The sequence below is a fragment of the Umezawaea beigongshangensis genome, from assembly GCF_016464305.1.
Classification (GTDB): domain Bacteria; phylum Actinomycetota; class Actinomycetes; order Mycobacteriales; family Pseudonocardiaceae; genus Umezawaea_A; species Umezawaea_A beigongshangensis.
The window spans coordinates 91,660-118,132 of sequence record NZ_JAEIOJ010000012.1; the positions used below are offsets into that span (position 1 = coordinate 91,660).

Sequence of the window (26,473 nt, forward strand, 5' to 3'; positions counted from 1 at the left end):
CGCCCGGGTGGGGTCCCTGGGGGGCCGGCCGATCGGCGGCGCGCGTCCCGGGCGGGGTCCCCGGGCGGGCGGGGGCCGGCGACGCGACGGCCTCACGGCACCAGGATCAGCTTGCCCGTGGTGGTGCGGGACTCCAGCAGTTCGTGGGCGCGGGCGGCCTCCGTCAGGGGGAGGACGGGGCCCAGGACCGGACGCAAGCCCGAGGTGAACGCGGTCCGGATGTTCTCCGGGGAGACCGGGACGCCGTAGCCCGACACGGTCACCGCCTTGCGGAACACGTCGGCGGCGGTGATGCCGACCGGCTCGCCGCTGGCGAAGCCGAAGATCACGAACCGGCCGACCCGGTCGCGCAGCAGCTCGAACGACTCCTCGGTCACCGAGCCGCCCACCGACGAGAACACCACGTCGACCGGGTCGACCCCGGCGGACCAGCCGGGCGTTCCGTAGTCCACGACCTCGTGCGCGCCCAGCTCCTTCGCCACGGCCAGCTTCGCCTCGCCGCGCGTCGCGGCCACGACGGTCGCGCCGCGCTGCGCGGCGAGCTGGACCAGCAGGTTGCCCACCCCGCCGGTCGCGGCCTCGACGAGGACCCGTTCGCCCTGCACGAGCCGGGACGTGGCGAGGGCCGCGACGGCGCTGGTGCCCTGGAGGAACAGGGCGAGCGCCTCGTGGTCGGACAGGTGCTCGGGCACCTCGGGGGAGTCCTCGGGGAGCGCGGCGCGCTCGGCGTAGCCCTCGGCCAGGGCGAACCCGATCAGTCGTCGGCCGTCCTCGGTCACGCCGACGACCTCGCCGCCGAGCACGCCGGGCGGGAAGCTGTTCCAGGGCGTGACCCGCTGGATCGCGCCGGAGCGGATGGTGGTCTCGCCGTAGTTCACGCCGACCGCCGTGACCCGGACCAGCACCTGGCCCGGTCCCGCCACCGGCTCCGGGACCTCTTCGACCTTCAGCACGTCCGCCGGGCCGAACTCGTGGAACCGCACTGCACGCACGACAACCTCCAGGGGAAGAAACGGACTGACGGTCCGTTTGCTGTGCGCTAATATACGGACCGTCAGTCCGTTTTTGTCAAACGAGGAGGTCGGGGATGCGCAAGGACGCCGCGCGGAACCACGCCGCGATCCTGGCCGTCGCCGCTCGGCTGATCACCGAGCGCGGCCTCGACTTCGCGATGGACGAGGTCGCCGCGGAGGCCGGAGTCGGCAAGGGCACGGTCTTCCGCAGGTTCGGCGATCGCGAGGGCCTGGTCCGCGCGGTCGCCGAACAGGGCGCGGTGCTGTGGCGGGAGGAGTCCCGCGAACTCGCCGAGGCCGACCACCTGCCGGCGGGGGAGCGGGTGGTCACCTTCGTGGGCACGCTGTTCGACCACGTGATGTCGTCGCTGCCGCTGATCGTCGCCCTGGAGCGCGAGTCGGCGAACGCCACGTCGTGCGACTCGGGCTACCTCGACTCGCACGCCACGCTCGCGGCGCTGCTGGTGGAGGCCGGGGCGGGCCCGGACGCCGACTTCCTGGCCCACGTGCTGCTCGCCCAGCTGCGCGGCGACGTGCTGCACCACCTCGTGCACCGCTGCGGTCAGGGCGCTGCGCGAGTGCGCGAGGGCGTGCTGGAGATCGCGCGCGGCGTCGTGGCGGGACGGCGGGTGACCTCCCGGACCGCGGGGTGATCACGGGCGGGGCGGAACACGTCCCGGCCGGGGGAACGTGACCAGCCGGTCCGGACGCGGACCGCCCCTCGTCCCCGCTGTCCGCGCCGACGGCGGGACGTCGCGCGGCCCGGTGGGGAACTTCCGGGTGTGGCGTGGACGGCGAGCGGGTACCACCGCGATACTGGGAGCGCTCCCAGATGTACGTCCGCCGCCGTGGACCCTGTGAGAGGAGTTCCATGCACAGCACCGTTCGTGCCATCGCGTCAGCGGCACTGCTGGCCGCCGGATCGCTCGTCGGTTCAGCGGGCCAGGCCCACGCCGATGCGACGATCTGCGAGCAGTACGGATCGACCACCGTCCAGGGCCGTTACGTGGTCCAGAACAACAGGTGGGGGTCCTCGGCGGCCCAGTGCATCGACGTCACCTCGACCGGCTTCCGGATCGCCACGCAGCAGGGATCGGCGCCCACCAACGGCGCACCCCTGTCGTACCCGTCGGTGTTCCTCGGCTGTCACTACTCCAACTGCTCACCCGGCAGCACCCTGCCGATGCAGGTCAGTCGGATCCGCAGCGCGACGTCGTCGATCACCTACCAGTACGTCGGCGGCACCTACAACGCCTCCTACGACATCTGGCTCGACCCCACGCCGAAGACCAACGGCGTGAACCAGATGGAGATCATGATCTGGTTCAACCGCCAGGGGCCGATCCAGCCCATCGGCAGCGCCGTGGGCACCACCACGGTCGGGGGCCGGACCTGGGAGGTCTGGCGCGGCAACAACGGGGGCAACAACGTGATCTCCTACGTCGCGCCCTCGCCCATCACGTCGTGGTCGTTCAACGTGCTCGACTTCGTCAACGACGTGATCGCCCGCGGAGCGATCACCAACTCCTGGTACCTGACCAGCGTGCAGGCCGGGTTCGAGCCGTGGAACGGCGGTACGGGCCTGGCGGTCCAGAACTTCTCGGCCTCGGTCAGCGGATAGCCGGAACGCCGGGTGCGCTCGGTGCGCTCGGCGCAGGAGCGCACCCGGCGACGGTGATCGGGTCCGGTTCGTGCCGATCTCGGTCGCCGTGCGTGGAACCTGCCGGTTCCCTAGGGTGGAGGGTGAAGCTGCGGTTCGTCGCAGCTGACCGGCCGTGCGTGGCCCTTCCTCGCACCACCGGTCCGGGCGGGGTGCGGGGCTCCTCCAACCCAGGGTCCGGCATCCCGCCCGCCTTCTCCAGCAGGGCTTCCTCCGCCGATCGTTCCCGGCCGACGAGGTGTGGGGGCGCTCATAGCAAAATTTTTGTGAGACAGGTGTGAGATCAACCGGAGATGGGCATCCCGGTGTTGAGCGAACATCGTCGCGCCGGGAGGGCCGGTGCGACACGAGGAGAGGAAGCCCCGTGGGCATTCTGGGTTGGATCGTTCTGGGCCTCATCGCCGGCGCCATCGCGAAGGCGATCATGCCGGGCAAGGACCCCGGCGGCATCATCGTCACGATCCTGCTGGGCATCGTGGGCGCCGTGCTGGGCGGGTTCATCGGTCGTGCGATCTTCGGCACCGACATCGGCACCTTCTTCGACCTGAGCACGTGGCTGCTGGCCATCCTCGGCGCCCTGATCGTGCTCGGCATCTACCACCTGGTCACGAGCAGGGGCAAGCGCGCCCACCACTGACCCGCAGGTCCACCGGGGCCCCGCCGACGATCACGTCGGCGGGGCCCTCGTGCGTTCGCGGCCGGGTCCGGTGGTGGTCGTCCTCGTCGATCCGCGCACATCCGCGACCGGTGGAGGGTGGGCATCCGTTCGGGTGAGCGCCCGATGGGTGTCATACATGCGCATGAGCTAATATGTTGGTGCGCTCGGACACGGGCGCTGCGCATCCGGTGCCGACCAGGTCCCGGAGACACCGAAAGGCGGTTCGTCCATGACCACTGCACATCTCGAGCACGACGTCCACGAGCACGTGCACGGCGAGGGGTGCGGCCACGTGGCCTTCCCGCACGAGGAGCACGTCGACTACGTGCACGACGGTCACCTGCACCGGGCGCACGACGGGCACTTCGACGAGTGCGAGCCCGCCGGTCACGGTGCCCACGACGAGCACGGTCACGCGCACGGCGAGGGGTGCGGCCACGTGGCGGTCCCGCACGGTGACCACGTCGACTACGTGCACGACGGTCACCGGCACGCCGTCCACGACGAGCACTACGACGAGCACTGAGCCACCCCGGCGGGGTGGCTGCTCGACGCCCGCCGCGACCGCGCCGGAGCCGTCCGGGGAACGGCTCCGCGGTCGCGGGCCCCGCGGCACCGCCGAGGGCCCGCGTCGCCGAAGTGACCGGCCCGCGTCGACGCGGACGTCGAGCGGGCCGGGTGACCGGACGCCGGTGAGCGCTGCCCGGCAGCGGTTCTGACGGTCTCACCGGTTCCGGCGGGCTCGGGCCTGCCGCGGTCCGCCGGTGTCCGCGAGTCGATCCGCGCGGAGGTGTGGACGGCCCCGCGATCCGCACGCGGACTCCGCTGCCCGCGCGGCGGTCCACCTCGGCGGGGACGTCCTGCCGCACCGGGGGTCGACGACGTGGCCGGACCGGGCGAGGTCGTTGCGGTGCCCGGCCGCGACCGGGTGGTCGGGCCGTTGCCGGTGGTCGCGGTCCGGTGCGCCGCCGCCACGGCACGGCGGGCGTCCAGCCCCGGTGCTCGCCGCCGGACACCTTCTCGGACAGCGGTTCGGGCCGTGTGATCGTCCGGCCGCAGTGCCACTCGATCGTGCTAAGTTCTTGCCAATGAAAACCGATGCCGTTTCCGGTGGGGCTCGGTCGGTTCCGCCCGCGCCGGTCCCCGACGACGCGTCCCGGCGACGGAGGACCGCGCACGGCCGCCCGGTGATCGCCGCCGCCACCGCGTTCCTGGTGGTGGCGCTGCTGGTCTCGGTGCTGGCCGCGATCAGCCTCGGTTCGGCGGTCATCCCCTTCAGCGCCACCGCGCGGTTCCTCTGGGCGGCCCTGACCGGAGGAACCATCTCCGTCGAGGAGGTGACGCAATACCAGATCGTGTGGCAGGTGCGCACGCCCAGGGTCGTGCTGGCGGCCGTCGTCGGCGCCGGGCTGAGCGCGGTCGGCGTCGCGGTGCAGGCCATGGTGCGCAACGCCCTGGCCGACCCCTTCATCCTCGGCGTGTCCTCGGGCGCGTCGGTCGGCGCGGTGTCGGTCACCGTGTTCGGCGGCCTGGCGGGCTTCGGCGTCTACGCGGTGTCGGTCGGCGCCTTCGCCGGCGCGCTCGTCGCGTCGGCCCTGGTCTACCTCGCGGCTCGCTCGGCGAACGGGGTCACCCCGCTGCGACTGGTGCTGACCGGTGTGGCGCTGGCGTTCGGCTTCGAGGCGCTGATGAGCGTCATCGTGTACTTCGCTCCCGACAGCGAGGCCACCAGCACCGTCCTGTACTGGACCATGGGCAGCTTCGGCGCGGCGACCTGGGGCTCGCTGCCGGTGGTGACCGCGGTGGTGGTCCTGGCCGTGGTGGCGCTGCGGTGGACCGCGCGCGGGCTGGACGTGCTGTCCTTCGGCGACGAGAGCGCCGCGAGCCTGGGTGTGGACGCCGATCGGCTGCGCGGGCGGTTGTTCGTGATCACCGCCGTGGCGACCGGGGCGATGGTGGCCACCAGTGGCGCGATCGGGTTCGTCGGCCTGGTCGTGCCGCACCTGGTGCGCATCGTGGTGGGCGCGGGTCACGCGAGGGTTCTGGTGATCGCGCCGCTGTTCGGCGCGGTGTTCGTGGTCTGGGTCGACCTGGTGTCGCGGGTCGTGGTCGCGCCGCGAGAACTCCCCCTCGGAGTGATCACCGCACTGGTCGGCGTCCCGGTGTTCATCACGCTGATGCGCCGCCGCGGCTACCTGTTCGGGGGGCGGTGACCGTGGAGCTGGAGGTCGACGGGCTGTCGGTGGAGCTGGCGGGACGCGCGATCGTCGAGCGGGTCTCGCTGCGGGCGGGCACCGGCACGGTGGTCGGACTGGTGGGGCCCAACGGTTCCGGCAAGTCCACCGTGCTGCGGTGCGTCTACCGGGCGCTGCGCCCCCGCGCCGGCGTGGTGCGGGTCGGCGGCGCGGACCTCGGGCCGATGTCGGCGCGCGAGAGCGCGCGCCTGGTGGCCGCGCTCACCCAGAACAGCTCCGGTGAGCTGGACTTCACCGTGGCGGAGGTCGTCGCGCTCGGGCGCTCCCCGCACCTGAGGGGGAACTCGCCGCTGAGCGCGCGGGAGGTCGCGCTGTGCGACCGCGCCATGGGCCAGGTCGGTGTGGCGCACCTGGCGCACCGCAGCGTGCTGTCGCTGTCGGGCGGTGAGCGGCAGCGCGTGCTCATCGCCAGGGCCCTGGCGCAGGAACCCGCGGTGCTGGTGCTCGACGAGCCCACCAACCACCTCGACGTGCGCCACCAGGTCGACCTGCTGCGGTTGCTGCGGAACTCGGGACTGACCGTCCTGGTGGTGCTGCACGACCTCAACCTGGCCGCGGCCGCCTGCGACCAGCTCTGCGTGCTCTCGCACGGCGCGCTGGTGGCCTCGGGGACACCGGCCGAGGTGCTGACCGAAGACCTGCTGCGCGACGTCTTCGGCGTCCGCGCCTCGGTCGTCGAGCACCCGCTGGACGGGGTGCCGCAGATCTTGTACACGCTCACGGACCACGTCGAGGGGGAAGACGCACGATGAGATCACCGACTTCCGGCCGGCGGCCCACCACCGCGGTCGCGGTCGCGGCCGTGGCGGTGCTGCTGTCCAGCTGCGGCGCGCAGGTCACCGGCTCCCGGGAGCAGACGGACACCGCCGTGGTCGACCGCTGCGGCGAGCGGATCGAGTACCGCGTACCGCGACGGGCCGTGGCCTACGAGGGCGGCAGCGCCGACAAGCTGTTCTCCCTCGGCCTGACCGAGCACGTGCACGGCTACGTCATGCCGCCGGCCAACCCGCCGGTCACCGAGTCGCCGTGGGCGGCCGAGTACGCGAAGGTCGAGTTCCTCAGCGACGACCTGCTCAACCGCGAGCTCGTCGTCGACGCGAAGTCCGACTTCGTGGTCGCGGGCTGGAACTCCGGCTTCAGCGACCAGCGCGGCATCACGCCGGAGATCCTCGACGGCCTGGGCGTGCAGAGCTTCATGCACACCGAGTCCTGCTTCAACTACCCGAACTTCCCCGAGCGCAAGACGCCCTTCGAGGCGCTCTACACCGACCTGGAACGGCTGGGGAAGATCTTCCGCGTCGAGGACCGGGCCGCCGAGGTCGTCGACGGGCTCAGGGCCAGGGTGCAGGCGGTGAAGGAGCGGGCACCGCGAGGAGAGCCGCTGCGGGTCTTCCTCTACGACTCCGGCACCGACCAGCCCTTCACCGCGGGCAGCCAGGTCCCTCCCAACGACATCATCGCCTTCGCCGGTGGGCGCAACATCTTCGCCGACCTCGACGCGCGCTGGAGCAAGGTCGGCTGGGAGGCGGTCGTGGAGCGGGAGCCGGAGGTGGTGGTGATCCTCGACTACGGTGACCGGCCCGCCCAGGAGAAGATCGACTTCTTGAAGTCCTCGCCCACCACCGCGACGCTGCCCGCCGTGGTGAACGACCGGTTCTACGTGCTGGACTACAACGAGGGCATCAGCGGCCCGCGCAACGTCGACGGCCTGGAGGGGTTCGCCGAGTACCTGCGCGGCCTGCCGCGCTGAGCACGCGGAGGTCCGTGTGCGGTTCGCAGGGGAACCGCGCACGGACCTCTCGCCGACCCTCCGCTAACGGCGGCCGGTGGGGGCGGGAGCGCGCTTCCAGTCCATCCGGCACCACGGCAGTGCCAGCTCGTCGGTCGTGGAGACCTGGATCGGCTCCAGCGATTCCAGCGGCGCGGCCCGCGAGTGCCGGGCGAAGACCGACTCCGCGTAGCGGTGCCCGGTGTCCGGCGCGATGAAGACCACCGTCCGCGTGGGATCGAGCGCCCGTTCCCAGCGGGCGCAGGCGTAGGCCGCGCCGGTGGACAGACCCGCGAACAGGGCGTGCCGCCGCAGCAGGTCGACCGTGCCCGACATGGCGGTGTCGAAGGAGGTCCAGTGGACCGTGTCGTACAGCTCGTGAGCGACGTTGTCGAAGACGATGGAACTGCCGATGCCCGCGATGATGATCTCGGGGTCGTGCACGTGCTCGCTGCCGAAGGTGATGCTGCCGAAGGGCTGCACCCCCACCAGCGCGGTGTCCGGCGCGGCGCGGCGCAGGTAGGTGGCCAGCGCCCCGGTGGACGCGCCAGACCCGACCCCGCCCACGAGGGTGATCCCGCCGCCCAGCTCCGCGGCGATGCGGTCGGCGATCGGTCGGTAGCCCAGGTAGTGGATGTCGTCGTGGTACTGCCGCATCCAGTGGTACTCGGGGTGCTCGGCGAGGATCTCACCGATGCGGCGCACCCTGCGGTCCTGGTCGAGCTTCAGGTTGGCAGACGGTGCCATCTGCTCCAGCTCCGCGCCCAGGATCGCCAGCTGGCTCCGCAGCGTGGCGTCCACCGTGGTGGAGCCGACGATGTGGCACCTCATGCCGAACCGGTGGCAGGCCAGGGCGAGGGCGTAGGCGTAGATCCCGCTGGAGCTGTCCACCAGGGTGTCGCCGGGCCGCACGAGACCGCGGTCGAGCAGGTGCTCGACCGCGGCGAGCGCCGAGACGACCTTCATCGTCTCGAACCTCAGGCACACCACGCCCTCGTCCACCGCGATCAGGTCGGGGGCTCCCACGGCCGCCGATACGTGGTCGTACACGGTTCTCCTCCTCCGCGCGCTGTGGTGGTCGGTCAGCGGTCCGGGGTGGTGAACGCGCTGGTGATCGGGATGCCGGCGCTGCTCAGCAGGCGGGCGCAGATCTCGGCTCGCTGCTCTGCCCCGGCGCGGTCGGCGGCGAAGAGCACGCCGGCGACGTTGCCGCTGTGGGCGATCTGCACGCCGACCGCGCCGGTGCGCTCGGCCACCTCGACGAGCAGGGGCAGTTCGGTCTTCGGCAGGCGTCGCTGGTTGAGCAGGGCGCTGCGGGTGCAGACCCGGCCGAGCAGCACGGGGTCGCGACGCCCGATCGCGTGCCGGACGTCCTCGCGCAGCCGTGCGAACGCCGCCAGCTCCTCGTCGTCGTAGTCGTCGGCGGGCAGCGAGGCCGTGTCGACCGGTGCGCCGCCCCCGGTCGAGCACCCCACCACCACCATCGGCGGCAACCGGTCGCCGAGCACCTCGATGACGGCTCCCTCGCGCTGGGCGAACAGCAGGGGGCGGTCGTCGAGCATGAGGGGGTCGCTGGCGGTCTCCACCCGGACCGCGACGTCCGCGATGGTCCGCGGGGACAGGGTGGTGCCGTAGCTGTCGGCGACCGCGCGCACCGCCGCGATGAGATCGCTGGTGGAGGAGCCCATGCCGACACCGACCGGGGCTCCGCCGCGCAGCAGGACCCGGCCCCCCACCGGCCGCCGTCCCGTCCGGTGGGCGCACTCGGCGACGGCGAGCGCCGCCGCGCGCGCGGTGTTGACGCGGTCCGGCGGCGTCACGCGGACGTCGAAGGGCTCCAGCGAGGGGTCGCACCGGAACTCGGCCAGGGTGGCGGGCTCGGCGACGGGGAGGGTGACCAGACCGTTGCGGCGTCCGCCCCCGCCGTCGGGGAAGCAGCCCTGGAGCAGTTCGCCGTGGTGACAGGACGCGCGCCCCCTGCCCACGACCGGCAGGGGATCACCGGCGAGCGGCGGTCGGTCGTGCACGATCGTCGTGAACTCCCGCGTGAGTGGTGTCGTCCTCATCGGACCGGGTTCGCCCGGTACCGGTAGAGGAAGGTGGGCTCCGCGCTGAACTGCGAGAAGGGGAAGGGTTCCGCCGAGAGCGCGGTGACGCCGCCGCCGAGGAACTCCCTGGCGACCGCGCTGCCGGTCTGGGCGTAGACCACCAGCGGGACGTCCCTCTCCCGGCACCGGCGCAGGATCTCGTCGAAGGTGCCGTTGCTCAGGGTCATCCCGGTGGCCACGACGGCGTCGGCGACGTCGAGCACCTCGTCCATGGCGCGGGTCACCGGATCGCCCCACTGCGTGGCGGTCAGGTTGTAGTCGCAGGGCAGGCACTCGGCCCCGCGGTCGCGGATGGCGGCGACCAGCGGGTTGACCACGCCGATCAGCGCGACCTTCGCCCCGGCCGGCACGTCGAGCAGGCCCGCGATGGCGGCGTCCCTGGCTCGCGCCCGGACCTCGGGAGTGCCGGTGGGCAGCGCGACCGCTTCCGCGGTGGAGTCGCGGTGCGGAGCGGTGGAACCGAGGTAGGCGTCGAGCGCCGCGACGCGCAGCGGCAGGCGGGAGTCCTCCAGCAGTCGCTTCAGCGGCTGGCCCGACGCCTCGGCGCACACCTCCGGCGTGAACTCGCCGTGTTCGAACGCGCAGGCGCCGAACGCGGAGCCGACCCGCACCAGCAGGTACTGGTTGCGGTAGGTGGTGTTCCCGCCCGCCAGACGGGTGCCGTGGTGGACCCAGAACACGCTGGTGGCGGTGAGCGTCGCGGGGTCGGGACCGCGGTGACCGCTCAGGACCTGCGCGACGAGGTCGTCGACGGTGCGGACGGGCGCGGGGGCGACGCTCATGCGGGGTTCCCCCCGGTGAAGCGGAAGACGTGGGTGACCACGCCGTCGTGCCAGTCGTGGCGGTGCTCGACGGCCGGCAGCAGCCCGCGGTCGATGGCGTGGGCGACGATCCCGCGCAGGTCGGCGGTGTTGGACAGTGCGACGTAGACCCTGCCACCGGGGGAGAGCAGGTCGCGGTCGACGATCTGGTCGAAGAACCGGGTGACGATCCCCGCTCCTTCGCAGATGTTGCGCACGACGTCGGGGTCGTCGCTGACCCGCTGGCTCACGGCCGGGGGGTTGAAGGTGACCACGTCCACGCGGGTGTCGTCGGGGAGTCCGTCGAACAGGTCGCCCACGACGGGGACGAGCACCCCGTCGGTGCCGACGAACTCCTCGAAGTGCTGCCGCGCCGCGCGGACGCTGGGCTCGTGGACGTCCAAGGCGTAGATCCGGGCCGCGCCCGCGACGCCCGCCGCCACGACCTCCGCGCCCAGTCCGACCCCCATCGCGGCGTAGGTCAGGCCGCGCACGGCGATCCTGTTGTCGAGCAGTCGTTCGTGGACCATCCTGCTGGTGGCCCCGGGGGTGAACACCCCCGGAGGAACGCGGAACCGCCATCCGTTCCACTCGTAGGCGCGGGTGGAGCGGATGTCCTCCTTGGGCGTGTTGATGCTGACGATGTGCTCTGCTGGTAGCAGGTCGGGCAGTTCCCGGAGCAGATCGGCGCCGGTCGAGGTGGTGTCCACGTGTTCTCCTGCGCTTCGTACCGCGGAGGACCACCCTCCGCACAGCCACACTAAACAATGAAAATCATTTCCCCGTACCTCCGATCGGGCTATCGCGCTCCTCGTCGTTGTTGACCGACGGTGACCGGTCGAGGTGGAGAAGCGCTCGGACGTGCGAGCGCGTAACGACAACCGTTTTCGCTAGAGTGTGGTCCGGTCCACTGCTGGTGCACCGCGACCCACGAGGAGCCGACGTGACGGCGTCCGAGACCGAGAACCCGACCGGGACCGCTCCGCCGCGGCGGTCCCTGCTGCTGGACGGCCGGTTCCTGCGGCTGTGGTGCGGTGCCACCGCGTCCGGGCTCGCCACGTGGAGCCTGCCGTTCGTCCTGGGACTCGCCGTCCTGGAGCGCACGCTCACCCCGGCCGGGCTCGGTGTGGTCCTGGCCGCCCGCACCGTCGGGTTCCTGCTGGCCGTGCCCGCGGCGGGCGTGCTGGCCGACCGCTTCTCCCGGCGCGGGGTCGTGTTCTGGGCCGGTCTCGCGGCTGCGGGCGCTGCGCCGGTGATCGCACTGGGACTGGGACGCTCCACCGCGGTGATGGCGGCCGCGGCCGTCGTCGTCGGCGCGGGCCAGGGCGCGTGCCGCCCGGCCTTCCAGGCGCTCACCGCCGAGGTCGTCGCGATCTCCGACCGGCAGCGGGCCAACGCGGCGATGACGGTGGCCGTGCGCGTCACCTCGCTGGTGGCACCGGGCATCACCGCCCTGCTGGTCGTGCTGACGGGGGTGTGGGCCCTGCTGATCGGCACCGGGGCGCTGTGGCTGATCGCCGGGCTCCTGCCCCCGGCGGGCCGTGCCTCACCACCGCGCGGCGAGACCCGTCTCGACCTCGTGGGGGACTTCCGCGACGGGCTGCGCGAGGCGAGCAGGCACCCGTGGTTCCTCGCGGGACTGGGCGCGCTCACCGCGGTGATCGCCACCGGCTACTCGGCGACCGGTGTGGCCCTGCCGCTGATCAGCCGGGACGACTACGGCTCGGAGTTCGTGCTCGCGGCGGCCACCACCGGCTACACCGTGGGTGCGCTGGCCGGGGCGTTGCTGATGAGCCGCTGGACGCCCGCGGCGCAGGGGTGGGCGGCGCTGGCGGGCCTGGCCGCCTACGGGGTGGCGCCGCTGAGCCTGGTGCTCCCCACCTCTCCCGCCGTGGTCGTCGCGGCCTACGCGGTGGCGGGTGTCGGCATCGAGGTGTTCAACGTGCCGTGGTTCACCGCGATCCAGCGCGAGGTGGCGCCGGACAAGATCGCTCGCGTGTCGTCCCTGGACTTCCTGTCGTCCTACGGTCTCGCTCCGCTCGGTCTGGCGGTGATGGCTCCGGCCATCGAGTGGTTCGGGGCGCCGGCCGTGCTGCTGACGTGCGCGCTGGTCTGCTTCGCCGCCCCCGCCGCGGCCGCACTGCACCCGTCCTCCCGCACCCTGTCCGCGGGTGTTCCGCGCTGACGAGTCCGGCGCCGACGAGCCCGGCGCTGACGAGCCTGGCGCCGACGAGCCCGGCGAGGGGCCGCTGTCGCCGCCTGGTTCCCGCGAGCGGTGCTCGCGCTCGCGACGCCTCCGGGTGCTCGATCAGCCCGCGTCGGCCGTGCGCAGGGTCTGGATGTGGACGGTGCGCTCACCGCTGTGGGGGTCCCTGCCGTGCCAGCAGCGGTAGTTGTCCAGCACCAGGACGTCGCCCACGTCCAGCGCGAACCTGGGCAGGACGGGGTGGACGCGGGCGATCTCGTCGTCGAAGCGGGACAGCATGGCGGTGATGTGCTCGGTGTCGGGGTCCCGGTGCAGCGGAACGGCGCCGTCGGTGCGACGGGTGATGCGCCTGCCGCTGCGGGTGTGCTCGACGTGCCTGCCGACCCTGGGCGCGGCCGGCAGCCCGCGGGTTCCGGCCCACCGCCCGTAGAGGTCCACGTCCGTGCCGGACAGGAACGCCCTCAGGTCCGCGGGCAGGGAGTCGGTGAACTCGTGGGCGTCGAGGGCGAACGACTCGCCACCCGTGGGCGCCTGCTGGGCGAGCCCGATCAGGACGTGGTCCTCGTCGGGGTGACGGCGCCGGGTGGGGGTGCCCGCGACGTCGACCACGACGTCGAAGCTGTCGGCGTGCAGCGGTACCAGGCCCCCGTCCGTCGAGCGTCTCGTCCGGTGCGGGTACAGCTCCCGCAGTCCCGAGCCGAACAGCAGGGCGGCGGCCACCGCGAGCGAGTCGGGCACGGCGGGCAGGCCCGTGAGCACCACCGCGCCGGTGTCGGTCAGCGCTCGCCGGGCGGCGGGGTCGGTGGCGGCGACGCGCTCGGGGACGATGCCGGTCACCGGGCGGCCCGGAACTCGCGCGAGGACGGCACGAGCGCGGCGGCGGCCGGCGCGGCGAAGCAGACGAGCGCGCACGCGGCCAGCACCGGTTCCGGGCCGAAGTGCGAGATCGCCGGGGCGATCACGGCCAGGCCGACCGGGGCGAGGCCGTAGGACAGCAGGAAGTCCAGCGAGGAGACCCGTGCCAGCATCCGGGGGTCCACCTCGCGCTGGGTGGCCGTGAACCACGGGACGTTGAACAGCTCGATGCCCACGCCCGCCAGGACGTAGGCGGCCACCACCGCCGCGGCCGGTACGGGCAGCAGCAGGCTCAGCGGTGCGAACCCGTAGCAGGCCAGACCGGCGAACGCGGCCCACCCCTGCGCGCGGGGCTTCCAGCGGGCGACGAGGACGGCCCCGGCGAGCGCGCCGACGGTGTAGGCGGTGAGGGCGGCGGCGAGCACCGCCTCGGTGCCGTAGCGGTCCCGGCTGACCAGGGGCAGGACCACGCCGGTGGCGGAGTAGCCGGTGGCGATCACCGCGGTGAGCGCGCCGAGACCGGCGAGGAACCACGGGTGCCTGCGCGCCTCCCGGACGCCGTCGACGAAGTCCGCGGCGAAGTGCGCTCCGGTGCCGCTCGCCACCGGGCCCCTGCTGGCTCCGGGCGGCGGGACGAGTGCGGCGACCAGCCACAGCGCACCGGTGGCGATCAGCAGTGCCGGGGTGTCCACGACGACGGCGAGCAGCGCGGTGAGGCCGGGAGCCACGAGGGTGGTGACCCGCACGGCGAGGGTCAGCGCCGCGTTGGCCTGCTGCCGCTGGTCCTCGGCCACGACCTCGGCGGTCAGCGCCTGGAACGCTGGTCGGCACGCGCCCTGCCCGGCGCCGACGACCGCGGCGGCGGCGGCCATCACCACGACCGACCGGCCCACGCCCAGGGCGATCACCGGTGCCGCGGCCCCGGCCACCAGCCCCGCCCACAGCACGACCCGGCGCCGGTCGTGCCGGTCGGCCAGGACCCCGGCCACGGGCACGGCGGCGAGGAAGCCGACGGTGCGGGCGGCCAGCACGACGCCCAGCTCGACCGGGGTGATCGACCGTTCGAGCACCGCCAGGCCCAGGACGAACGGCAACGCCCAGGTGGCGATGCCCGACGCGGTGGTACCCGTCCAGAGCCGGAGGAAGGCGGGGTCTCGGAAGACCGATGCCGACTGCTGCTCGGCCAGCACGACGTCGTGCACCACGTGGACTCCTCGTCGCAAGAGCGTCTTTCATCGGTAATGATTGTCGTTTAGGGTAGCGATGGCGTCGTCGAGCAGTGGAGGGGCCATGCCGCGTACTACCCGTCTGGTGTCGGTGGTCGTCGCGGTGGTCCTGGCCGCCGCGTGCGCCCCGGCGCGGAACACCACGAGCGCGGCCGTCCCGCCCGGCGCGGTCGCCGTCGACAGCTGCGGCAAGCGACTGACCTTCGACGGCGTGCCGCAACGGGTGGTAGCACTGGACCAGTCGTCCACCGAGACCCTGCTGGCGCTGGGTGCGGGGGACCGGGTGGTGGGCACGGCCAACCTCAAGACGAAGGTCTCGCCGCAGTACGCCGAGGCGTACGCGAAGATCCCGGTGCTCTCGCCGAAGGTCCTCACCGCCGAACCGCTGCGCGCCGCCAACCCCGACCTGGTGGTGGCCTCGTTCAAGGAGCTGTTCACCGCCGACCGGGCCGGTACGCGCGACGAGCTGGAGCAGCTCGGCGTGCCCACGTTCGTCAGCGCGGTCAACTGCCCCGACGGCAGGACCGAGCCCTTCGACCGGATGTTCCGCGACTTCGAGGACCTGGGCGAGGTGCTGGGCGTCGCCGAGCGCGCCGACCAGCTGGTGTCCGAGCAGCGCGCGGTCGTGGAGGAGGTGCGCGCCGCCGGGGAGAAGCGTCCGGAGGGGCTGAAGGTCGTCTGGGTGTACTCCGTCTTCAACGGCGTCCCGTACGTGGCGGGCAGGGGCGGGATGCCCAGCCACATGAGCGAACTGACCGGTGTGGTCAACGTCTTCGACGACGTGGAGCAGGAGTGGCCGGAGGTGTCGTGGGACGAGGTCGCCGCGCGCGAGCCGGACGTCGTCGTGGTCGGCGACCTGTCCGAGCGCGGCAACCCCGGTGACAGCGCGGCGGAGAAGCTGGCGATGATGCGCGAGCACCCGGCGGTGTCGCAGCTCGCGGCGCTGCGCGACGGGAAGGTCGTCGAGCTGTCCGGCATCGAGATGGACCCCTCCGTGCGCACGGTGAACGCCCTGCGCACCTTCGCGAGCGAGCTCGACGAACTCACCGCCCGTGGCTGATCCGACCGCGCTCCTCGACCCGGCGGTCGACCCCGTCGTCGCGCCGTCCTCCTCCGCTCCGCCGCGTCCCGGCGGCGGACGCCGCGTGGTCGTGCTGCTGCTGTGCCTGCTCGTCCTGGTGGCGTCGCTGGTCGCCGCCGTGCGCGTCGGCCTCGGCGGCGGCACGGGGTGGGACGAGATCGGCCGCTCGGTCGGCGCGCGGCTCGGCCTGCCCGTGCAGCCGCTGCCCCGGCTGACCGACTCGCTGATCTGGGACCTGCGCGTGCCCAGGGTGCTGCTGGCCGCGCTGGTCGGGGCCGCCCTGGCGGTCTGCGGCGCGGCCCTGCAGAGCGTGACGCGCAACGCGCTGGCCGATCCCTACCTGCTGGGCGTGTCCTCCGGCGCGTCCACCGGCGCGGTGGTCGTGGTGCTCCTCGGGTTCGCGGGCTCCCAGCTGGGGATGACCGGCGGAGCGTTCCTCGGCGCGCTCGTGTCCCTCGCGCTGCTGGTGCTCCTGCTGCGCCGCCGCGGCCTGGACTCGGTGCGCATCGTGCTGACCGGAGTCGTCGTGGGACAGCTCTTCACCGCGCTGACCTCGCTGATCCTGATGTCCTCCGGGGACGCCGACAGCACCCGCGCGCTGACGCACTGGCTGCTCGGCTCGATGGCGCCGGCCCGCTGGCAGTCGGTCGTGCTGTGCGGGATCTCCGCCGCCGCCGGCCTGCTGGTCGTCTGGCTGTGCTCCTCGGCGCTCGACGGGCTCGCCTTCGGCGCCGACACGGCCACCTCGCTCGGCATCGACGTGCGCACCGTGCGGACGGTCCTGCTGGTCACCACGTCCCTGCTGACCGCGGTCGCGGTCGCGGCGGTGGGCGCCATCGGCTTCGTGGGACTCATCGTGCCGCACGGCGTGCGGCTCCTCGTCGGCCCGCTGCACCGGGTCCTGCTGCCGCTCTCGGCGGTGGTGGGCGCGACGTTCCTGGTGTGGACCGACGCCCTGGCCCGCGTGGCGTTCGCACCGCTGGAGGTGCCGGTCGGCGTGTTCACCGCGCTGCTCGGCGTCCCGCTGTTCCTGGTGATCCTGCGCAAGCGGGGAGAGCTGTGAGGATCGAAGCGCGGCGCCTGTCCTGGGGCGTGCCGGACCGCGCGATCGTGCGCGAGGTGGACCTGGTGGTCGAGCCCGGTGAGACGGTCGGTCTCATCGGCCCCAACGGATCGGGCAAGTCCTCGCTGCTGCGGTGCCTGGCGGGGTTGCGCGCGCCGACCGGGGGAGAGGTCCGCTACGACGACGCCGACGTCGCCCGGTGGTCGGCCCGCGCCAGGGCGCGGCACGTGGCGTTCGTCGAGCAGACCGCCGACACCGACAGCGACCTCACCGTCGGCGAGGTGGTCGCGCTCGGCCGGACCGCCCACGGTTCACCGTGGCGGGGCCCGACGGCCACCGACCGCGCGATCGTCGCCGCCGCGCTCGACCGGCTCGACCTGGCACTGCTGGCCGACCGGCCGTGGAAGCAGCTCTCCGGCGGTGAACGCCAGCGCACGCACCTGGCACGTGCGCTGGCCCAGCGCACGTGGGGCCTGCTGCTCGACGAGCCCACCAACCACCTCGACGTGCGGCACCAGCTCGAACTGCTGGAACTGGTCGCCACCACGCAGCAGACCGTGGTCGTCGCCCTGCACGACCTCGCCCTGGCTGCGCGCTACTGCGACCGCCTCGTGCTGCTCCAGCGCGGTGCCGTCGTCGCGGACGGCCCGGCCGACCGCGTGCTGACCCCCGTGCTGCTGCGGGAGGTGTTCGAGGTGGACGCCGACGTCGGCCGCGACGACGCGGGCCGGCTCGCCGTCGCCTACCGGGGTCCGGCGCGCTGATCCCGGCCGACCCGCCCGGCCGCCGCCGTCGACGGGCCAGCCGGGCGCGGCCAGTTCGGCCGCGCTCGACGGGCCGGGCTCCTCGGGTGGTCACGGGACGAGTCGCACGTCGGGGTGCGCCGGGGAGCTGCCGTCGAACAGGTCCGTCTGCCGTCCGAGCAGGTGCAGTCCGAAGAACGCGGCGAGGTGGTCCCGCTGCGCGGCCAGGCTTCGACCGGGGTCCACGGTCCCGATCGCCGCCGCCACCTTCTCGGCTGGCAGCGGTTCCACCCGGTCGATCTGCGGCAGCAGCACCTGCGCGTCGGTGAAGCTCGCGTGTTCGGCGGCGGGCAGGTGGAGGTCCCGCTTCCAGGCGGTGGAGTTGGCCCAGAACGAGGCCCAGTCCGGCGCGTGCAGGTGGTCGTGGGGACGGGCCTCGGCCCCGCTGGTCCCACCTCCCACGAGGAGGAAGGGGCGGTCGGCTCCGCGGGTGCTCGCCCGGCCGTACCGGGGGTCCATGCTGCCGTCGAGGTTGGCGCCCGCGTCGATCCGGCGGTCGCTCAGCACGGCCTCGGCGGTGGTGAAGCCGCCCATGGAGTGACCGAACATCCCGACCCGCGACAGGTCGAGCCCGGACCCGATCCCGGCGGGGAGGGGCCGACCGGCCGCGTCCGGATCGCCACCGGCGGCGATCACGCCGAGCTGGTCGAGCACGAAAGCGGTGTCCCGCACCCGTTCTCGCATCATCTGCGCCATGTCGACGCCGCTGGCCGGAAGTTCCACCCGGTCGGGGAACTCCACCGGACCGGCGAAGGTGTGGTCCACGGTGACCACGACGAAGCCGCGGCTGGCCAGGTCCTCCACGAGCGTGGTGCCGAACGCCCGCGACTGCCCGCCGCCCGGTGAGTAGAGCACCACCGGCCGCGCGCCGGGCAGCGCGGCGGCACGGCTCCTGGCGGAGGTCCGCGTACCGGCGAAGTCGGCGACGCCGGGGTTCAGGCCGACCGATCCGGAGGCCCGGTCGTAGAACGCCGCCGTCCCCGGGGTGAGGTGCCGGGCGGGTCGGTGGGACGTCGGTCGCGCGGGGTACCACAGGGAGATCATCAGCTCGCGCGGTCGGCCCGGTGGTGACGCCCAGGGGTCGGTGCGGTCGTGGTCGACGAGGTGCAGGTCGGTCGTGCCCACCGGGTGGGGTCCGGTCGGCCGGGGCAGGCCGAGTTCGACGGGCAAGGACGGGTGCGAGGCCGGGTTCGCGGCGGCGGTGCCCGCCGGGGCGGTCACCGCCAGCACTCCCGCGCACAGTGCCGGGACGAGGGCTCTGCGCCAGTTCTTCTGCGTCATGCCACCAGGATCGTGATCGCGACCGCGCCGCACATCTGTCGAACGACACCAGACGGACCAGACGAAGGTCGTGGTCGCCTCAGCCGCGCTCGACCAGGCCCGCCTCGTGGGCGATGATCGCCGCCCGCACCCGGTTCGGCACCGCCAGTCCACGCAGGATCGAGCTGACGAACGTCTTCACGGTGCCCTCGACCACGTGCAGCCGCCTCGCTATCTCCGCGTTGGACAACCCGCTGCCGACCAGCGCCAGCACCTCGCGCTCGCGGGCGGTGAGACCGTCGACCAGTTCGCGGGCCCGCGCCGCGCCGGACGTCCGGCCGACGCCGGTGTCGAGCCGCCGGATGGCCCACTGCGCGATCTTCGGCGACAGGTACGCCGCGCCACCGGCCACGGCCCTGATGGCGGTGAACAGCTCCTGCGGATCACCGGTCTTGAGCAGGTAGCCGCTGGCGCCACCGTCGAACGCGCGCACGATGTGCTCGTCCTCCGAGAACGTCGTCAGCACGATCAGGCCGGTGCCCGGCACGGTGCGGTGGATCTCGGCGGCCGCCGACAGTCCGTCCAGCCGGGGCATCACGATGTCCAGCAGCACGACGTCGGGCCGGTGCGCACGGGTCAGTGCCACCACCTCGTGCCCGTCGCAGGCCTCGGCGACCACGTCGAAGTCCGGCTCCGCGGCGAGCACGGCCCGGACACCGGCCCTGATCAGCGGCTCGTCGTCGGCCAGCACCACACGGATCACGGATCCCCCTCACTCGGCCCCGGCCGAGATCGCGCTGCGCGGGACGATCTCCTTGACCACCAACCGGTCGGCCGCGAAGCACAGCCGGAAGAAGAGCTGCTCGTCGCTCTGCACGTCGGACCAGTGGTACCGGCACCGCGCGCCACGCGGCGGCGCGGGGAGCATACGTTCCGGATCACCCAGGATCTGGAACGGGGGCAGCTGCGCCTCGACCTCCGTGCGGGACGCGCCGACCGGGATCCGCTCGAACACCGCCGGGGCGAGGCTGTTGTTCGCACCGACCAGGGCGTAGAGCGCCGTCGTGAGCACGGCGACCACGAGACCCGCCAGCGCTGGCGCCCGCACCGCGCGGGCGAGACGGTGCCGCGCCTCGCCGCGAGTGCGGGCACGGGCGCGGTCCGACTCGCCACCGCTCCCGTTCGGGTCCGCTGGCGGGTCGGCCGGGGGAGCGTCGTGCGGGAGCGTGGCGACCAGGGCGAACCCGCCGTCTCGCGGACCGGCCTCCAGCGCGCCGCCGAGCAGCCGGACGCGCTCGGCCAGTCCCACCAGCCCGTGGCCACCACCGGTGGCGGCACCCGGCCGCTCGCTCGCCGGTCCGTTCGCGACGGTCACCACCGTGCTGCCCGTCCGGTGTTCGAGCCGGACGGTGACCGCCGCGCCGGGAGCGTGCCTGGCGGCGTTGGTCAGGCCCTCCTGGACCACCCGGTGCGCCGCCCGCTCCACCGGCGCGGGCAACGGCTCCACCGGTGGTTCCGACGGTTCCAGCACGACGTCCACGCCCGCGCCAGCGGCGCGCTCGACCAGACCGGCGACGTCGGTCCGCTCCCGCGGCGAGGGCTCGCCGTCGGGGTGCAGCACCCCGATGAACTCCCGCAACCGCTCGGTCGCCTCCGCCACACCGGCACGCAGCTCACCCGCCGCCGCACGGTGCCGCTCCGGCAGGTCCGCGCTCACCTCGAACGCGGCAGCGCGCAGCGCGATGAGCCCCCACTCGTGGCCGAGCGAGTCGTGCACGTCCCGCGCGATCCTGGCCCGTTCCCGCAGTCGCGCTCGCTCGACCTCCAGCCGCTGCTGGCGTTCCAGCAGTGCGGCGCGCTCCCACCCGGCCGCGGCGAGCTCGGCCCGCTGCCGCCGGTACCGCCCGACCAGCCACGGCACCAGGACCACGATCAGCAGGACCAGCACCAGCAGGAACCAGTCGTAGAGACCGAACAGCAGCCCGAAGCCACCCCGCGCCGAACCGTCCACCAGCACGCTGACCGGCAGTCCGGCCAGCACCACCGCGGCCAGCGAGGACAGCACCGAGCGCGTGTCGTCCAGCCGCCGCCCGGCGCGGAACCCGAAGACCGCGGCCGCGAGGAAGGGCCACACCCCGGCCGGATCGGTGACCGTCGGCGTCAGCACCAGCGCCGGTACCGCCGCCGCCGCGACGAGCAGGCACAGCGTCGCGACCGGGAACCGGTCGAAGAACACCACGGCCGCGCCCAGCACCAGACCGCCGCCGACCAGCTCCGCCCAGCGGACGGCCGCGTGGTCGAGTCGCGCCGCCTCCAGTGCGAGAGGAACCGTCAACGCCACCCAGAGCGCGGCCTGCGGCCACCGCGAGCGGGACCGCGGCCGATCGATCACACCCGGCATCCACGCAGGGTAGTGCGCGGCGGGCACGCCGTCGCGCGCCCTCGTGCGGGGCTCAGAGGAAGAGCGGAAGGGCGTTGATCGCCCCGTGGACGACGAGGAGCGGCCACATCAGCCGGTACCGGCTCCACAGGTAGCCGAGGAACAGCCCCTGGACGCCCTGGTTCGCGAACGCCGACGCGAGGTCCACCGGCAGATCGCCGACGCCCTGGATCGCGACGTGCCACGCCGCCCACAGCAGCGACGCGAGCACGATCGCGGGCCAGCGGCCCAGGACCGCCTCCCACCGCGTCTGCGACCACCGCCGGTAGAACACCTCCTCCAGCAGGGCGTTCACCAGGAACACCACGACCACGGTCGCGATCAGCGTGGCGGCGTCGACGGTGTCCGCGTAGTCGCTCGGCCGCAGGGCGAACGGCCCTGCGCAGCTCAGCAGCAGCCACGCCGCCACGGGAACGACCGGAGCCAGCTGCGCGTGGCCGTCGAGCGCGATCGCGGGCGATCCGCGCCGGACCCGGAACAGCACGAGCGGCACCGCCAGCAGCAGCGACGCCTTCAGCAGCACGTGTGCCGGTTCGCCGCCGCCCGCCAGGCGCAGCGTCAGCGCGAACACCAGCGCGGCCACGAGGAGAACGCCGGCCTCGACCCGGATCCCGCGGGTCGCCGGAACGGTGGCGGGGGACCGGGCCGGGACGAGCCGGACGGCCAGGACGCCGACGAGGGCGGGCACCCACCGCGTCCACACCGCGACGGTGTCGCCGTGGTCGGCGGAGTACCTGACGGAGGTGTTCCCGGTCAGCACCAGCAGCAGCACCGATCCGGCGATGATCGTCGCTCCCGCGGCGAGCACACCGATCCCCGGTCCACCCATCTTATTCAGCACAGTTGTACTGTAATAGAAACCGCACGTCCGTGCTATAAAAAGTCCGTGCCGAAGCTCGTGGACCACGCCCAGCGGCGCGCGGCACTGGCGCGCGCGGTCTGGGCCGTGATCGACCGGGAGGGCATCGAGGGCGCCACGGTCCGGCGGGTGGCCGACGAGGCCGGGGTGTCGGTCGGCGGGCTGCGCCACTACTTCGACAGCCAGCGCGGACTCGTCCTGTTCGCCGCGCAGGAGGTGGCCTCCGCCGTGACCGCCCGCCTCACCGCCCACCTCGAAGCCGACCTGCCCGGTCCCGAGCGGGCTCAGCGCCTGCTGGAGGAACTGCTGCCGCTGGACGCGGAACGCCGCGTGGAGGTCGACGTCTGGCTCGCCTGCCTGATGCGCTCCCGCGTGGACGGCACGCTGGCGGAGGTGCGCCGGACCGCGTGGTCGGGCGAGCGCCACGTCTGCCGTCTCGCCGTGGCCCACCGCTGCGGGGTCGCACCGCCGGGGGCGATCGGCGACGAGCTCCAGGACCCGCTGCTGGAACGGCGGGCCGGTCGCCTGCACGTCTTCGTCGACGGCCTGACGTTGCAGGCGGCGGCCTTCCGGGACCGGCTCCCGCCGCGAGCCGTCCGCGCGCTGCTGGAAGCCGAGCTGGACGCGGTCGCCGACCCGGTGTGAACGGGCCGGCGATCGGTCCCGCCGTGCCCGCCGAGGACCGGTGTCAGGTGCGCGTGGCGCGCAGGCCGTAGAGCAGGGGGACGCGGGGCGCGTCGTCGGGGAGACGCCACCAGCCGTTGTCCGCGCGCACGGCGTGCGGCCACCGCTGCCACGGGATCAGCTCGGTCTCGGTGAGCCGGTCGACGGTGAAGCCAGCACCGACGAGCGCGGTGACGACCTCGCCGAGACCGTGGGCCCACTCGTAGGCCGTCGTGTCGCGGGCCAGCGCCGGACCGTCGGTGTAGGTGTGGGTGCTGTCGCGCTCGACGGGTCCGCGTCCCGGCAGGTAGTCGTGCCGCAGCAGGAGTTCCGCGCCGCCGTCGGGCTTGGGGCCGAGGGCGTTGAGCAGCGGGTGGAACTCGCAGAGGTAGAGGACGCCGCCGGGCTTGAGCAGGGCCTCGACCACCGCCGCCCAGCGGGAGAGGTCCGGCAGGTAGCAGAGGGCGCCCTTGCCGGTGTAGACCACGTCGAACGTGCGGCCGTCCACCGCCTCGACCGCGTCGTGCACGTCGGCCTGCACGTACTCGACGTCGACCCCGGCCTCGCGCGCGATGCGCCTGGCCCAGGTGACGGCGGCGCCGGAGAAGTCCAGCCCGACCGTCCGCGCTCCGGCACGCGGGAAGGCGATCGTCTCGACCCCGAGGTGGCACTGGAGGTGGATGAGGTCGCGCCCGGCCAGCTCGCCGAGGTCGTCCCACTCGAAGTCGGCGAACCACTCCCGCGCGTCGCGGGTGCCGATGCCGTAGAACTCGCTGGCCACGTGCACGGGGGTGCGGGCGTCCCAGTTCGCCCGGTTCGCCCGCACCATCTCCTGCACCGTCGCGTCGAAGACCATCCACGACGTCTACCACGCCGTCGCGGACTCCGACCCGGCCGCGGCGCAGGATCACCCGGACGACGGGGAGCGCGCGGTGCGCGCGTCCGCGGACGTCCGCACCGCGCTCGCGGCCGGATCGCGGACCGGGTCTCCGCGCCGGACCCGCACCCCCTCGGGGGCAGCCGCGGCTGCCCCCGAGGCCCGAACCGTCACCGGTGACGATCACCGCCCGTCCGGCGGACCGCCCGTTCGGGCTCGTGCTCCTCCTGCGGTCGTGGAAGGGGTACGCGGGTCGCGCCGGGGCGTCGGCGACTCGGCCGCCCGCACCGGTTCACGCGCTCGGAGCCGCTGCGGGGTCGACCTCCGGGGAGACGTCGGTGAACGGCGCCCAGCGGCGCACGGCGAAGGCGCTGCCGGAGCGGGTGATCTCGGCCGCGCCGTGACCGGGGAAGTGGGCGGGCAGCACGAGAGCTCTGCGGTCGGCCGCCTCCTCCAGGATGCGCGTCCGCGACCTGGTGGCCGCGGCCTGGTCCTCGCTGAGACAGGTGTCGCACCACGGGTGGGTGAACTGCGCCGGTGTGTGCACCAGGTCGCCGACGAACAGAGCGCGGTCGGTGCCCGATCCCAGGCGCACGACGGTGGAGCCGGGGGTGTGGCCGGGGGCGAGTTCGAGGGTGAGGTTGCGGTCGATCCGGTGGGTGGTGCCCGTCCACAGCAGGGTCTGGCCCGCCCGGTGCACGGGGTCGATGCTGTCCTCGAAGAGGGAGCCGTTGGCCAGGTGCGCGCTGACGCCGTTGACGGACCCGCGCTTGGGGATGTTGTTGCGGGGGTTCCAGTAGGTGAAGTCGGGTTCGGCGATCAGGTAGGTGGCGTTGGGGAAGGTCGGCACCCAGGTGCGGTCGACGAGGCGGGTGTTCCAGCCGACGTGGTCGGCGTGGGCGTGGGTGTTGATCACGAGGTCGACGTCCTCGGGACGCACCCCCGCCGCGGCCAGCTGGTCCAGGAAGTCGCCGTCGCGGTGTGTCCACGCCGGCATGTAGGACCGCTCCTTGTTGTTGCCCACGCCGGTGTCGACGAGGACGACCTTGCCCTCGCTGCGCAGCACCCACGTCTGCACCGCCGCCAGGTAGTCGTCGGTGGCCCGGTGCCAGAACTGCGGTCCCGGCCGCTCGTCGCTCTCGCGCCAGGGGTGCTGGTCCAGGTCGGGGAACAGCACGGACATCGGCGCGATCGGACCAGCCCACTCCAGGACGCGGGTGATCTCCACCTCGCCCAGGGTCATCGTTTCCATGTCCTGCACGTTATGCCGCTTCACGAGCACGTTCGATGGTCGATCGTGCTCGATGGATAATCGATCGTCTCGCTGGAGGTACGGTTGTGGCATGGACGTGCTCAGCGACGTGGTCAGCGCTCTCCGCGTCGGCCGACCGTTCGCCAACAGGGAGGACCGGCGCGGCACCTGGCGCACCGAGTTCGCGGCGTTCTCCGGGATCGGCTTCCACCTGGTGCTCGCGGGCGGCTGCCGGGTGGTCGTGCCCGGTGCCGCCCCGTTCGTCCTCGGGCCCGGTGACGTGGTGCTCACGCCGCGCGGCGCCGGGCACGCGCTCACCGACCTCGACGGGGACGCGGACCGGCCCGTGGAACTGCTGTGCGGGGCGTACCAGCTCGGCGGAGGTCACACGCACCCGCTGCTGGCAGAGCTGCCGGAGGTGATCCACCTGTCGGTGCGTCTGTGCGGACACCCGGCGCTGGCCGGTGTGGTCTCCCTGCTCGGCGGTGAGCTGCACGACCCCGGCCTCGGCGCGGACGCCGCCGTCCCGGCGCTGCTGGACGTGCTCCTGCTGTTCCTGCTGCGGGAGCACCTGACGGCTCAGGCCGACAGCGGTGCGCCGGGCTGGTGCGCCGCGCTCGCGGACCCGGTGGTCGGCACCGCCCTGCGCTGCGTGCACGAGGACCCGGCCCGGCGGTGGACGGTCGAGGAGCTGGGGGCGCGGGCCGGGCTGTCCAGGGCCGCCTTCTCCCGCAGGTTCACCGCGCTGGTGGGGCAGCCGCCGCTGACCTACCTGACCCGCTGGCGACTCACCCTCGGCACCGGGCTCCTGCGGGAGACGGAGCTGCCGCTGGCGTCGATCGCCGAGCGCTGCGGCTACTCCTCGCCGTTCGCCTTCGCCAACGCCTTCAAGCGGGAGCACGGCACCTCACCGGGACGCTACCGCGAGCGGCGCCGCTCCGACGGCGACGTCCAGCGGTGGACCGGACCGTCCGCCGGGTGATGCCGGTCGTGAGCACGGGTGCGCGGACGTGCACCTCGGGCGGTGAACCCGCGACCCGCGCTCGCCGAACGGCTGCCCGCGCACCCCGTTCCGGCGATCGTCACGGCGCTCGACGCGCTTCCGCTCACCGCCAGCGGAAAGCTCGACCGCGCGGCGCTGCGCGACCGGCGGGCCGGTCGGTCCAGCCGTGCCGCGACCGGCCGGAGTTCGGACGCGCTCGGCGCGCGTCGTGGGCCGGGATCGGCGCACCTGGTGCAGATGGGAGCCCGCAGGCCGCGTCCGGGTGGCGGCCGGGGGAACAGTCGGCGGAACCGAGGGGCGTTGCGTGAAGCAGTTGAGCGTGCAGATCGACGGACCCGGCCGACCACTCGTTGCCGGGACACGCGGCCGTGCTCACCGGCTTCGTGCGGGAGCTCGGCGTCTCCGACGCGGTCGTCGTCGGCTGGAGCACGGGCGGGCAGGCGCACGGTGTGGCGCTCCCCGGCGGACAGCAGGGTGGCCGCGTCAGCGGGCTGGTTCGCCGGTGCCGCTCGCAGGTCCGGCGAGGGGCGGACCGCCGATCTCGGCGCCGTGCCCGAATCTCTGGCGCCGTTCGGCCGGGATCACCGCGCCACCGTCGTCGTGGTGGAGCTGGCCCAGGTCGC

Annotated in this window: 26 protein-coding genes; 13 read left to right on the plus strand and 13 right to left on the minus strand. The window is 73.5% G+C overall.

Features of this window, described 5'->3' with window-relative positions; translation table 11 throughout:
• Positions 1–92: 92 nt before the first annotated feature.
• On the minus strand, positions 93–992 hold the full coding sequence (locus IMZ35_RS31950; RefSeq protein ID WP_199443656.1) for a quinone oxidoreductase family protein: 900 nt from the start codon (positions 990–992) through the stop codon (positions 93–95).
• A 95-nt stretch (positions 993–1,087) separates the two neighbouring features.
• Here IMZ35_RS31950 and IMZ35_RS25140 point away from each other — a divergent pair, with 95 nt between their 5' ends.
• The 7 genes from IMZ35_RS25140 (at position 1,088) to IMZ35_RS25170 (ending at position 7,336) form a co-directional block, all read left to right on the plus strand.
• Positions 1,088–1,666 (plus strand): TetR/AcrR family transcriptional regulator, encoded by a 579-nt coding sequence (locus tag IMZ35_RS25140; RefSeq protein ID WP_199443657.1) that lies wholly within the window; start codon positions 1,088–1,090, stop codon positions 1,664–1,666.
• A 218-nt stretch (positions 1,667–1,884) separates the two neighbouring features.
• Positions 1,885–2,634 (plus strand): GH12 family glycosyl hydrolase domain-containing protein, encoded by a 750-nt coding sequence (locus IMZ35_RS25145; protein ID WP_199443658.1) that lies wholly within the window; start codon positions 1,885–1,887, stop codon positions 2,632–2,634.
• Positions 2,635–3,037: 403 nt separating this feature from the next.
• A complete protein-coding gene (locus IMZ35_RS25150) occupies positions 3,038–3,310 on the plus strand; it encodes a GlsB/YeaQ/YmgE family stress response membrane protein (RefSeq protein WP_199443659.1) in 273 nt (90 codons plus the stop codon).
• A gap of 250 nt (positions 3,311–3,560) precedes the next feature.
• Positions 3,561–3,857, plus strand: coding sequence for a hypothetical protein (locus IMZ35_RS25155; RefSeq protein WP_199443660.1), 297 nt, complete (start codon positions 3,561–3,563; stop codon positions 3,855–3,857).
• Positions 3,858–4,518: 661 nt separating this feature from the next.
• Positions 4,519–5,544, plus strand: a complete 1,026-nt coding sequence (locus tag IMZ35_RS25160; RefSeq protein ID WP_307868748.1) for a FecCD family ABC transporter permease — start codon at positions 4,519–4,521, stop codon at positions 5,542–5,544.
• Between the two features lie 2 nt (positions 5,545–5,546).
• Entirely contained in the window at positions 5,547–6,338 is a 792-nt protein-coding gene (locus IMZ35_RS25165; protein ID WP_199443708.1) for an ABC transporter ATP-binding protein, read from the plus strand.
• Positions 6,335–7,336, plus strand: coding sequence for an ABC transporter substrate-binding protein (locus tag IMZ35_RS25170; protein ID WP_199443662.1), 1,002 nt, complete (start codon positions 6,335–6,337; stop codon positions 7,334–7,336). The genes IMZ35_RS25165 and IMZ35_RS25170 overlap by 4 nt, the downstream gene beginning before the upstream one ends.
• Before the next feature lie 63 nt (positions 7,337–7,399).
• Here the strand turns inward: IMZ35_RS25170 and IMZ35_RS25175 are convergent, their stop codons facing one another.
• The 4 genes from IMZ35_RS25175 to IMZ35_RS25190 are packed head-to-tail and all read right to left on the minus strand — an operon-like array spanning position 7,400 to position 10,972.
• The gene (locus IMZ35_RS25175) at positions 7,400–8,404 is read right to left on the minus strand and encodes a pyridoxal-phosphate dependent enzyme (RefSeq protein ID WP_199443663.1); all 1,005 of its coding nucleotides are present in this window, start codon (positions 8,402–8,404) and stop codon (positions 7,400–7,402) included.
• Between the two features lie 32 nt (positions 8,405–8,436).
• Entirely contained in the window at positions 8,437–9,420 is a 984-nt protein-coding gene (locus tag IMZ35_RS25180) for a GHMP family kinase ATP-binding protein (RefSeq protein ID WP_199443664.1), read from the minus strand.
• A complete protein-coding gene (locus IMZ35_RS25185) occupies positions 9,417–10,244 on the minus strand; it encodes a Rossmann-like domain-containing protein (RefSeq protein ID WP_199443665.1) in 828 nt (275 codons plus the stop codon). Before IMZ35_RS25185 ends, IMZ35_RS25180 begins: the two co-directional genes overlap by 4 nt.
• Entirely contained in the window at positions 10,241–10,972 is a 732-nt protein-coding gene (locus IMZ35_RS25190; protein WP_199443666.1) for a class I SAM-dependent methyltransferase, read from the minus strand. Before IMZ35_RS25190 ends, IMZ35_RS25185 begins: the two co-directional genes overlap by 4 nt.
• 287 nt (positions 10,973–11,259) lie before the next feature.
• Between IMZ35_RS25190 and IMZ35_RS25195 the strand changes: the two genes are divergently transcribed.
• Entirely contained in the window at positions 11,260–12,447 is a 1,188-nt protein-coding gene (locus IMZ35_RS25195) for an MFS transporter (protein WP_307868764.1), read from the plus strand.
• A 123-nt stretch (positions 12,448–12,570) separates the two neighbouring features.
• Here the strand turns inward: IMZ35_RS25195 and IMZ35_RS25200 are convergent, their stop codons facing one another.
• Together IMZ35_RS25200 and IMZ35_RS25205 are read right to left on the minus strand one after the other, a co-directional pair.
• Positions 12,571–13,305, minus strand: coding sequence for a TauD/TfdA family dioxygenase (locus IMZ35_RS25200; protein ID WP_199443667.1), 735 nt, complete (start codon positions 13,303–13,305; stop codon positions 12,571–12,573).
• Positions 13,302–14,528: an MFS transporter gene (locus IMZ35_RS25205; RefSeq protein ID WP_307868750.1), complete on the minus strand. Its 1,227-nt coding sequence runs from the start codon at positions 14,526–14,528 to the stop codon at positions 13,302–13,304. Before IMZ35_RS25205 ends, IMZ35_RS25200 begins: the two co-directional genes overlap by 4 nt.
• A gap of 85 nt (positions 14,529–14,613) precedes the next feature.
• On the opposite strand from IMZ35_RS25205, the gene IMZ35_RS25210 reads away from it, so the two are divergent.
• From IMZ35_RS25210 to IMZ35_RS25220, 3 genes are read left to right on the plus strand one after another with little or no spacing between them, the layout of a single operon-like run.
• Positions 14,614–15,609 carry an ABC transporter substrate-binding protein gene (locus IMZ35_RS25210; RefSeq protein ID WP_199443668.1) on the plus strand — a complete coding sequence of 332 codons (996 nt, stop codon included), beginning with the start codon at positions 14,614–14,616 and terminating at the stop codon, positions 15,607–15,609.
• A complete protein-coding gene (locus tag IMZ35_RS25215) occupies positions 15,602–16,693 on the plus strand; it encodes a FecCD family ABC transporter permease (protein ID WP_199443669.1) in 1,092 nt (363 codons plus the stop codon). Before IMZ35_RS25210 ends, IMZ35_RS25215 begins: the two co-directional genes overlap by 8 nt.
• On the plus strand, positions 16,690–17,457 hold the full coding sequence (locus tag IMZ35_RS25220) for an ABC transporter ATP-binding protein (protein ID WP_199443670.1): 768 nt from the start codon (positions 16,690–16,692) through the stop codon (positions 17,455–17,457). Before IMZ35_RS25215 ends, IMZ35_RS25220 begins: the two co-directional genes overlap by 4 nt.
• Positions 17,458–17,547: 90 nt before the next feature.
• On the opposite strand, the gene IMZ35_RS25225 is transcribed toward IMZ35_RS25220, so the two are convergent.
• The 4 genes from IMZ35_RS25225 to IMZ35_RS25240 form a co-directional block, all read right to left on the minus strand.
• Entirely contained in the window at positions 17,548–18,777 is a 1,230-nt protein-coding gene (locus IMZ35_RS25225; RefSeq protein ID WP_199443671.1) for an alpha/beta hydrolase family protein, read from the minus strand.
• Positions 18,778–18,856: 79 nt separating this feature from the next.
• Positions 18,857–19,519 carry a response regulator gene (locus IMZ35_RS25230; protein ID WP_199443672.1) on the minus strand — a complete coding sequence of 221 codons (663 nt, stop codon included), beginning with the start codon at positions 19,517–19,519 and terminating at the stop codon, positions 18,857–18,859.
• A 9-nt stretch (positions 19,520–19,528) separates the two neighbouring features.
• Complete coding sequence (locus IMZ35_RS25235; protein ID WP_199443673.1) at positions 19,529–21,157, minus strand: sensor histidine kinase; 1,629 nt, start codon at positions 21,155–21,157, stop codon at positions 19,529–19,531.
• 52 nt (positions 21,158–21,209) lie between these two features.
• Positions 21,210–22,037, minus strand: coding sequence for a CPBP family intramembrane glutamic endopeptidase (locus tag IMZ35_RS25240; RefSeq protein ID WP_307868752.1), 828 nt, complete (start codon positions 22,035–22,037; stop codon positions 21,210–21,212).
• Between the two features lie 45 nt (positions 22,038–22,082).
• Between IMZ35_RS25240 and IMZ35_RS25245 the strand changes: the two genes are divergently transcribed.
• The gene (locus IMZ35_RS25245) at positions 22,083–22,700 is read left to right on the plus strand and encodes a TetR/AcrR family transcriptional regulator (protein WP_199443674.1); all 618 of its coding nucleotides are present in this window, start codon (positions 22,083–22,085) and stop codon (positions 22,698–22,700) included.
• 43 nt (positions 22,701–22,743) lie between these two features.
• On the opposite strand, the gene IMZ35_RS25250 is transcribed toward IMZ35_RS25245, so the two are convergent.
• On the minus strand, positions 22,744–23,574 hold the full coding sequence (locus tag IMZ35_RS25250; RefSeq protein ID WP_199443675.1) for a class I SAM-dependent methyltransferase: 831 nt from the start codon (positions 23,572–23,574) through the stop codon (positions 22,744–22,746).
• A gap of 313 nt (positions 23,575–23,887) precedes the next feature.
• Positions 23,888–24,847, minus strand: a complete 960-nt coding sequence (locus tag IMZ35_RS25255) for an MBL fold metallo-hydrolase (RefSeq protein ID WP_199443676.1) — start codon at positions 24,845–24,847, stop codon at positions 23,888–23,890.
• 91 nt (positions 24,848–24,938) lie between these two features.
• Between IMZ35_RS25255 and IMZ35_RS25260 the strand changes: the two genes are divergently transcribed.
• Positions 24,939–25,829, plus strand: coding sequence for an AraC family transcriptional regulator (locus IMZ35_RS25260; RefSeq protein ID WP_199443677.1), 891 nt, complete (start codon positions 24,939–24,941; stop codon positions 25,827–25,829).
• The last annotated feature ends 644 nt before the right edge of the window (positions 25,830–26,473 follow it).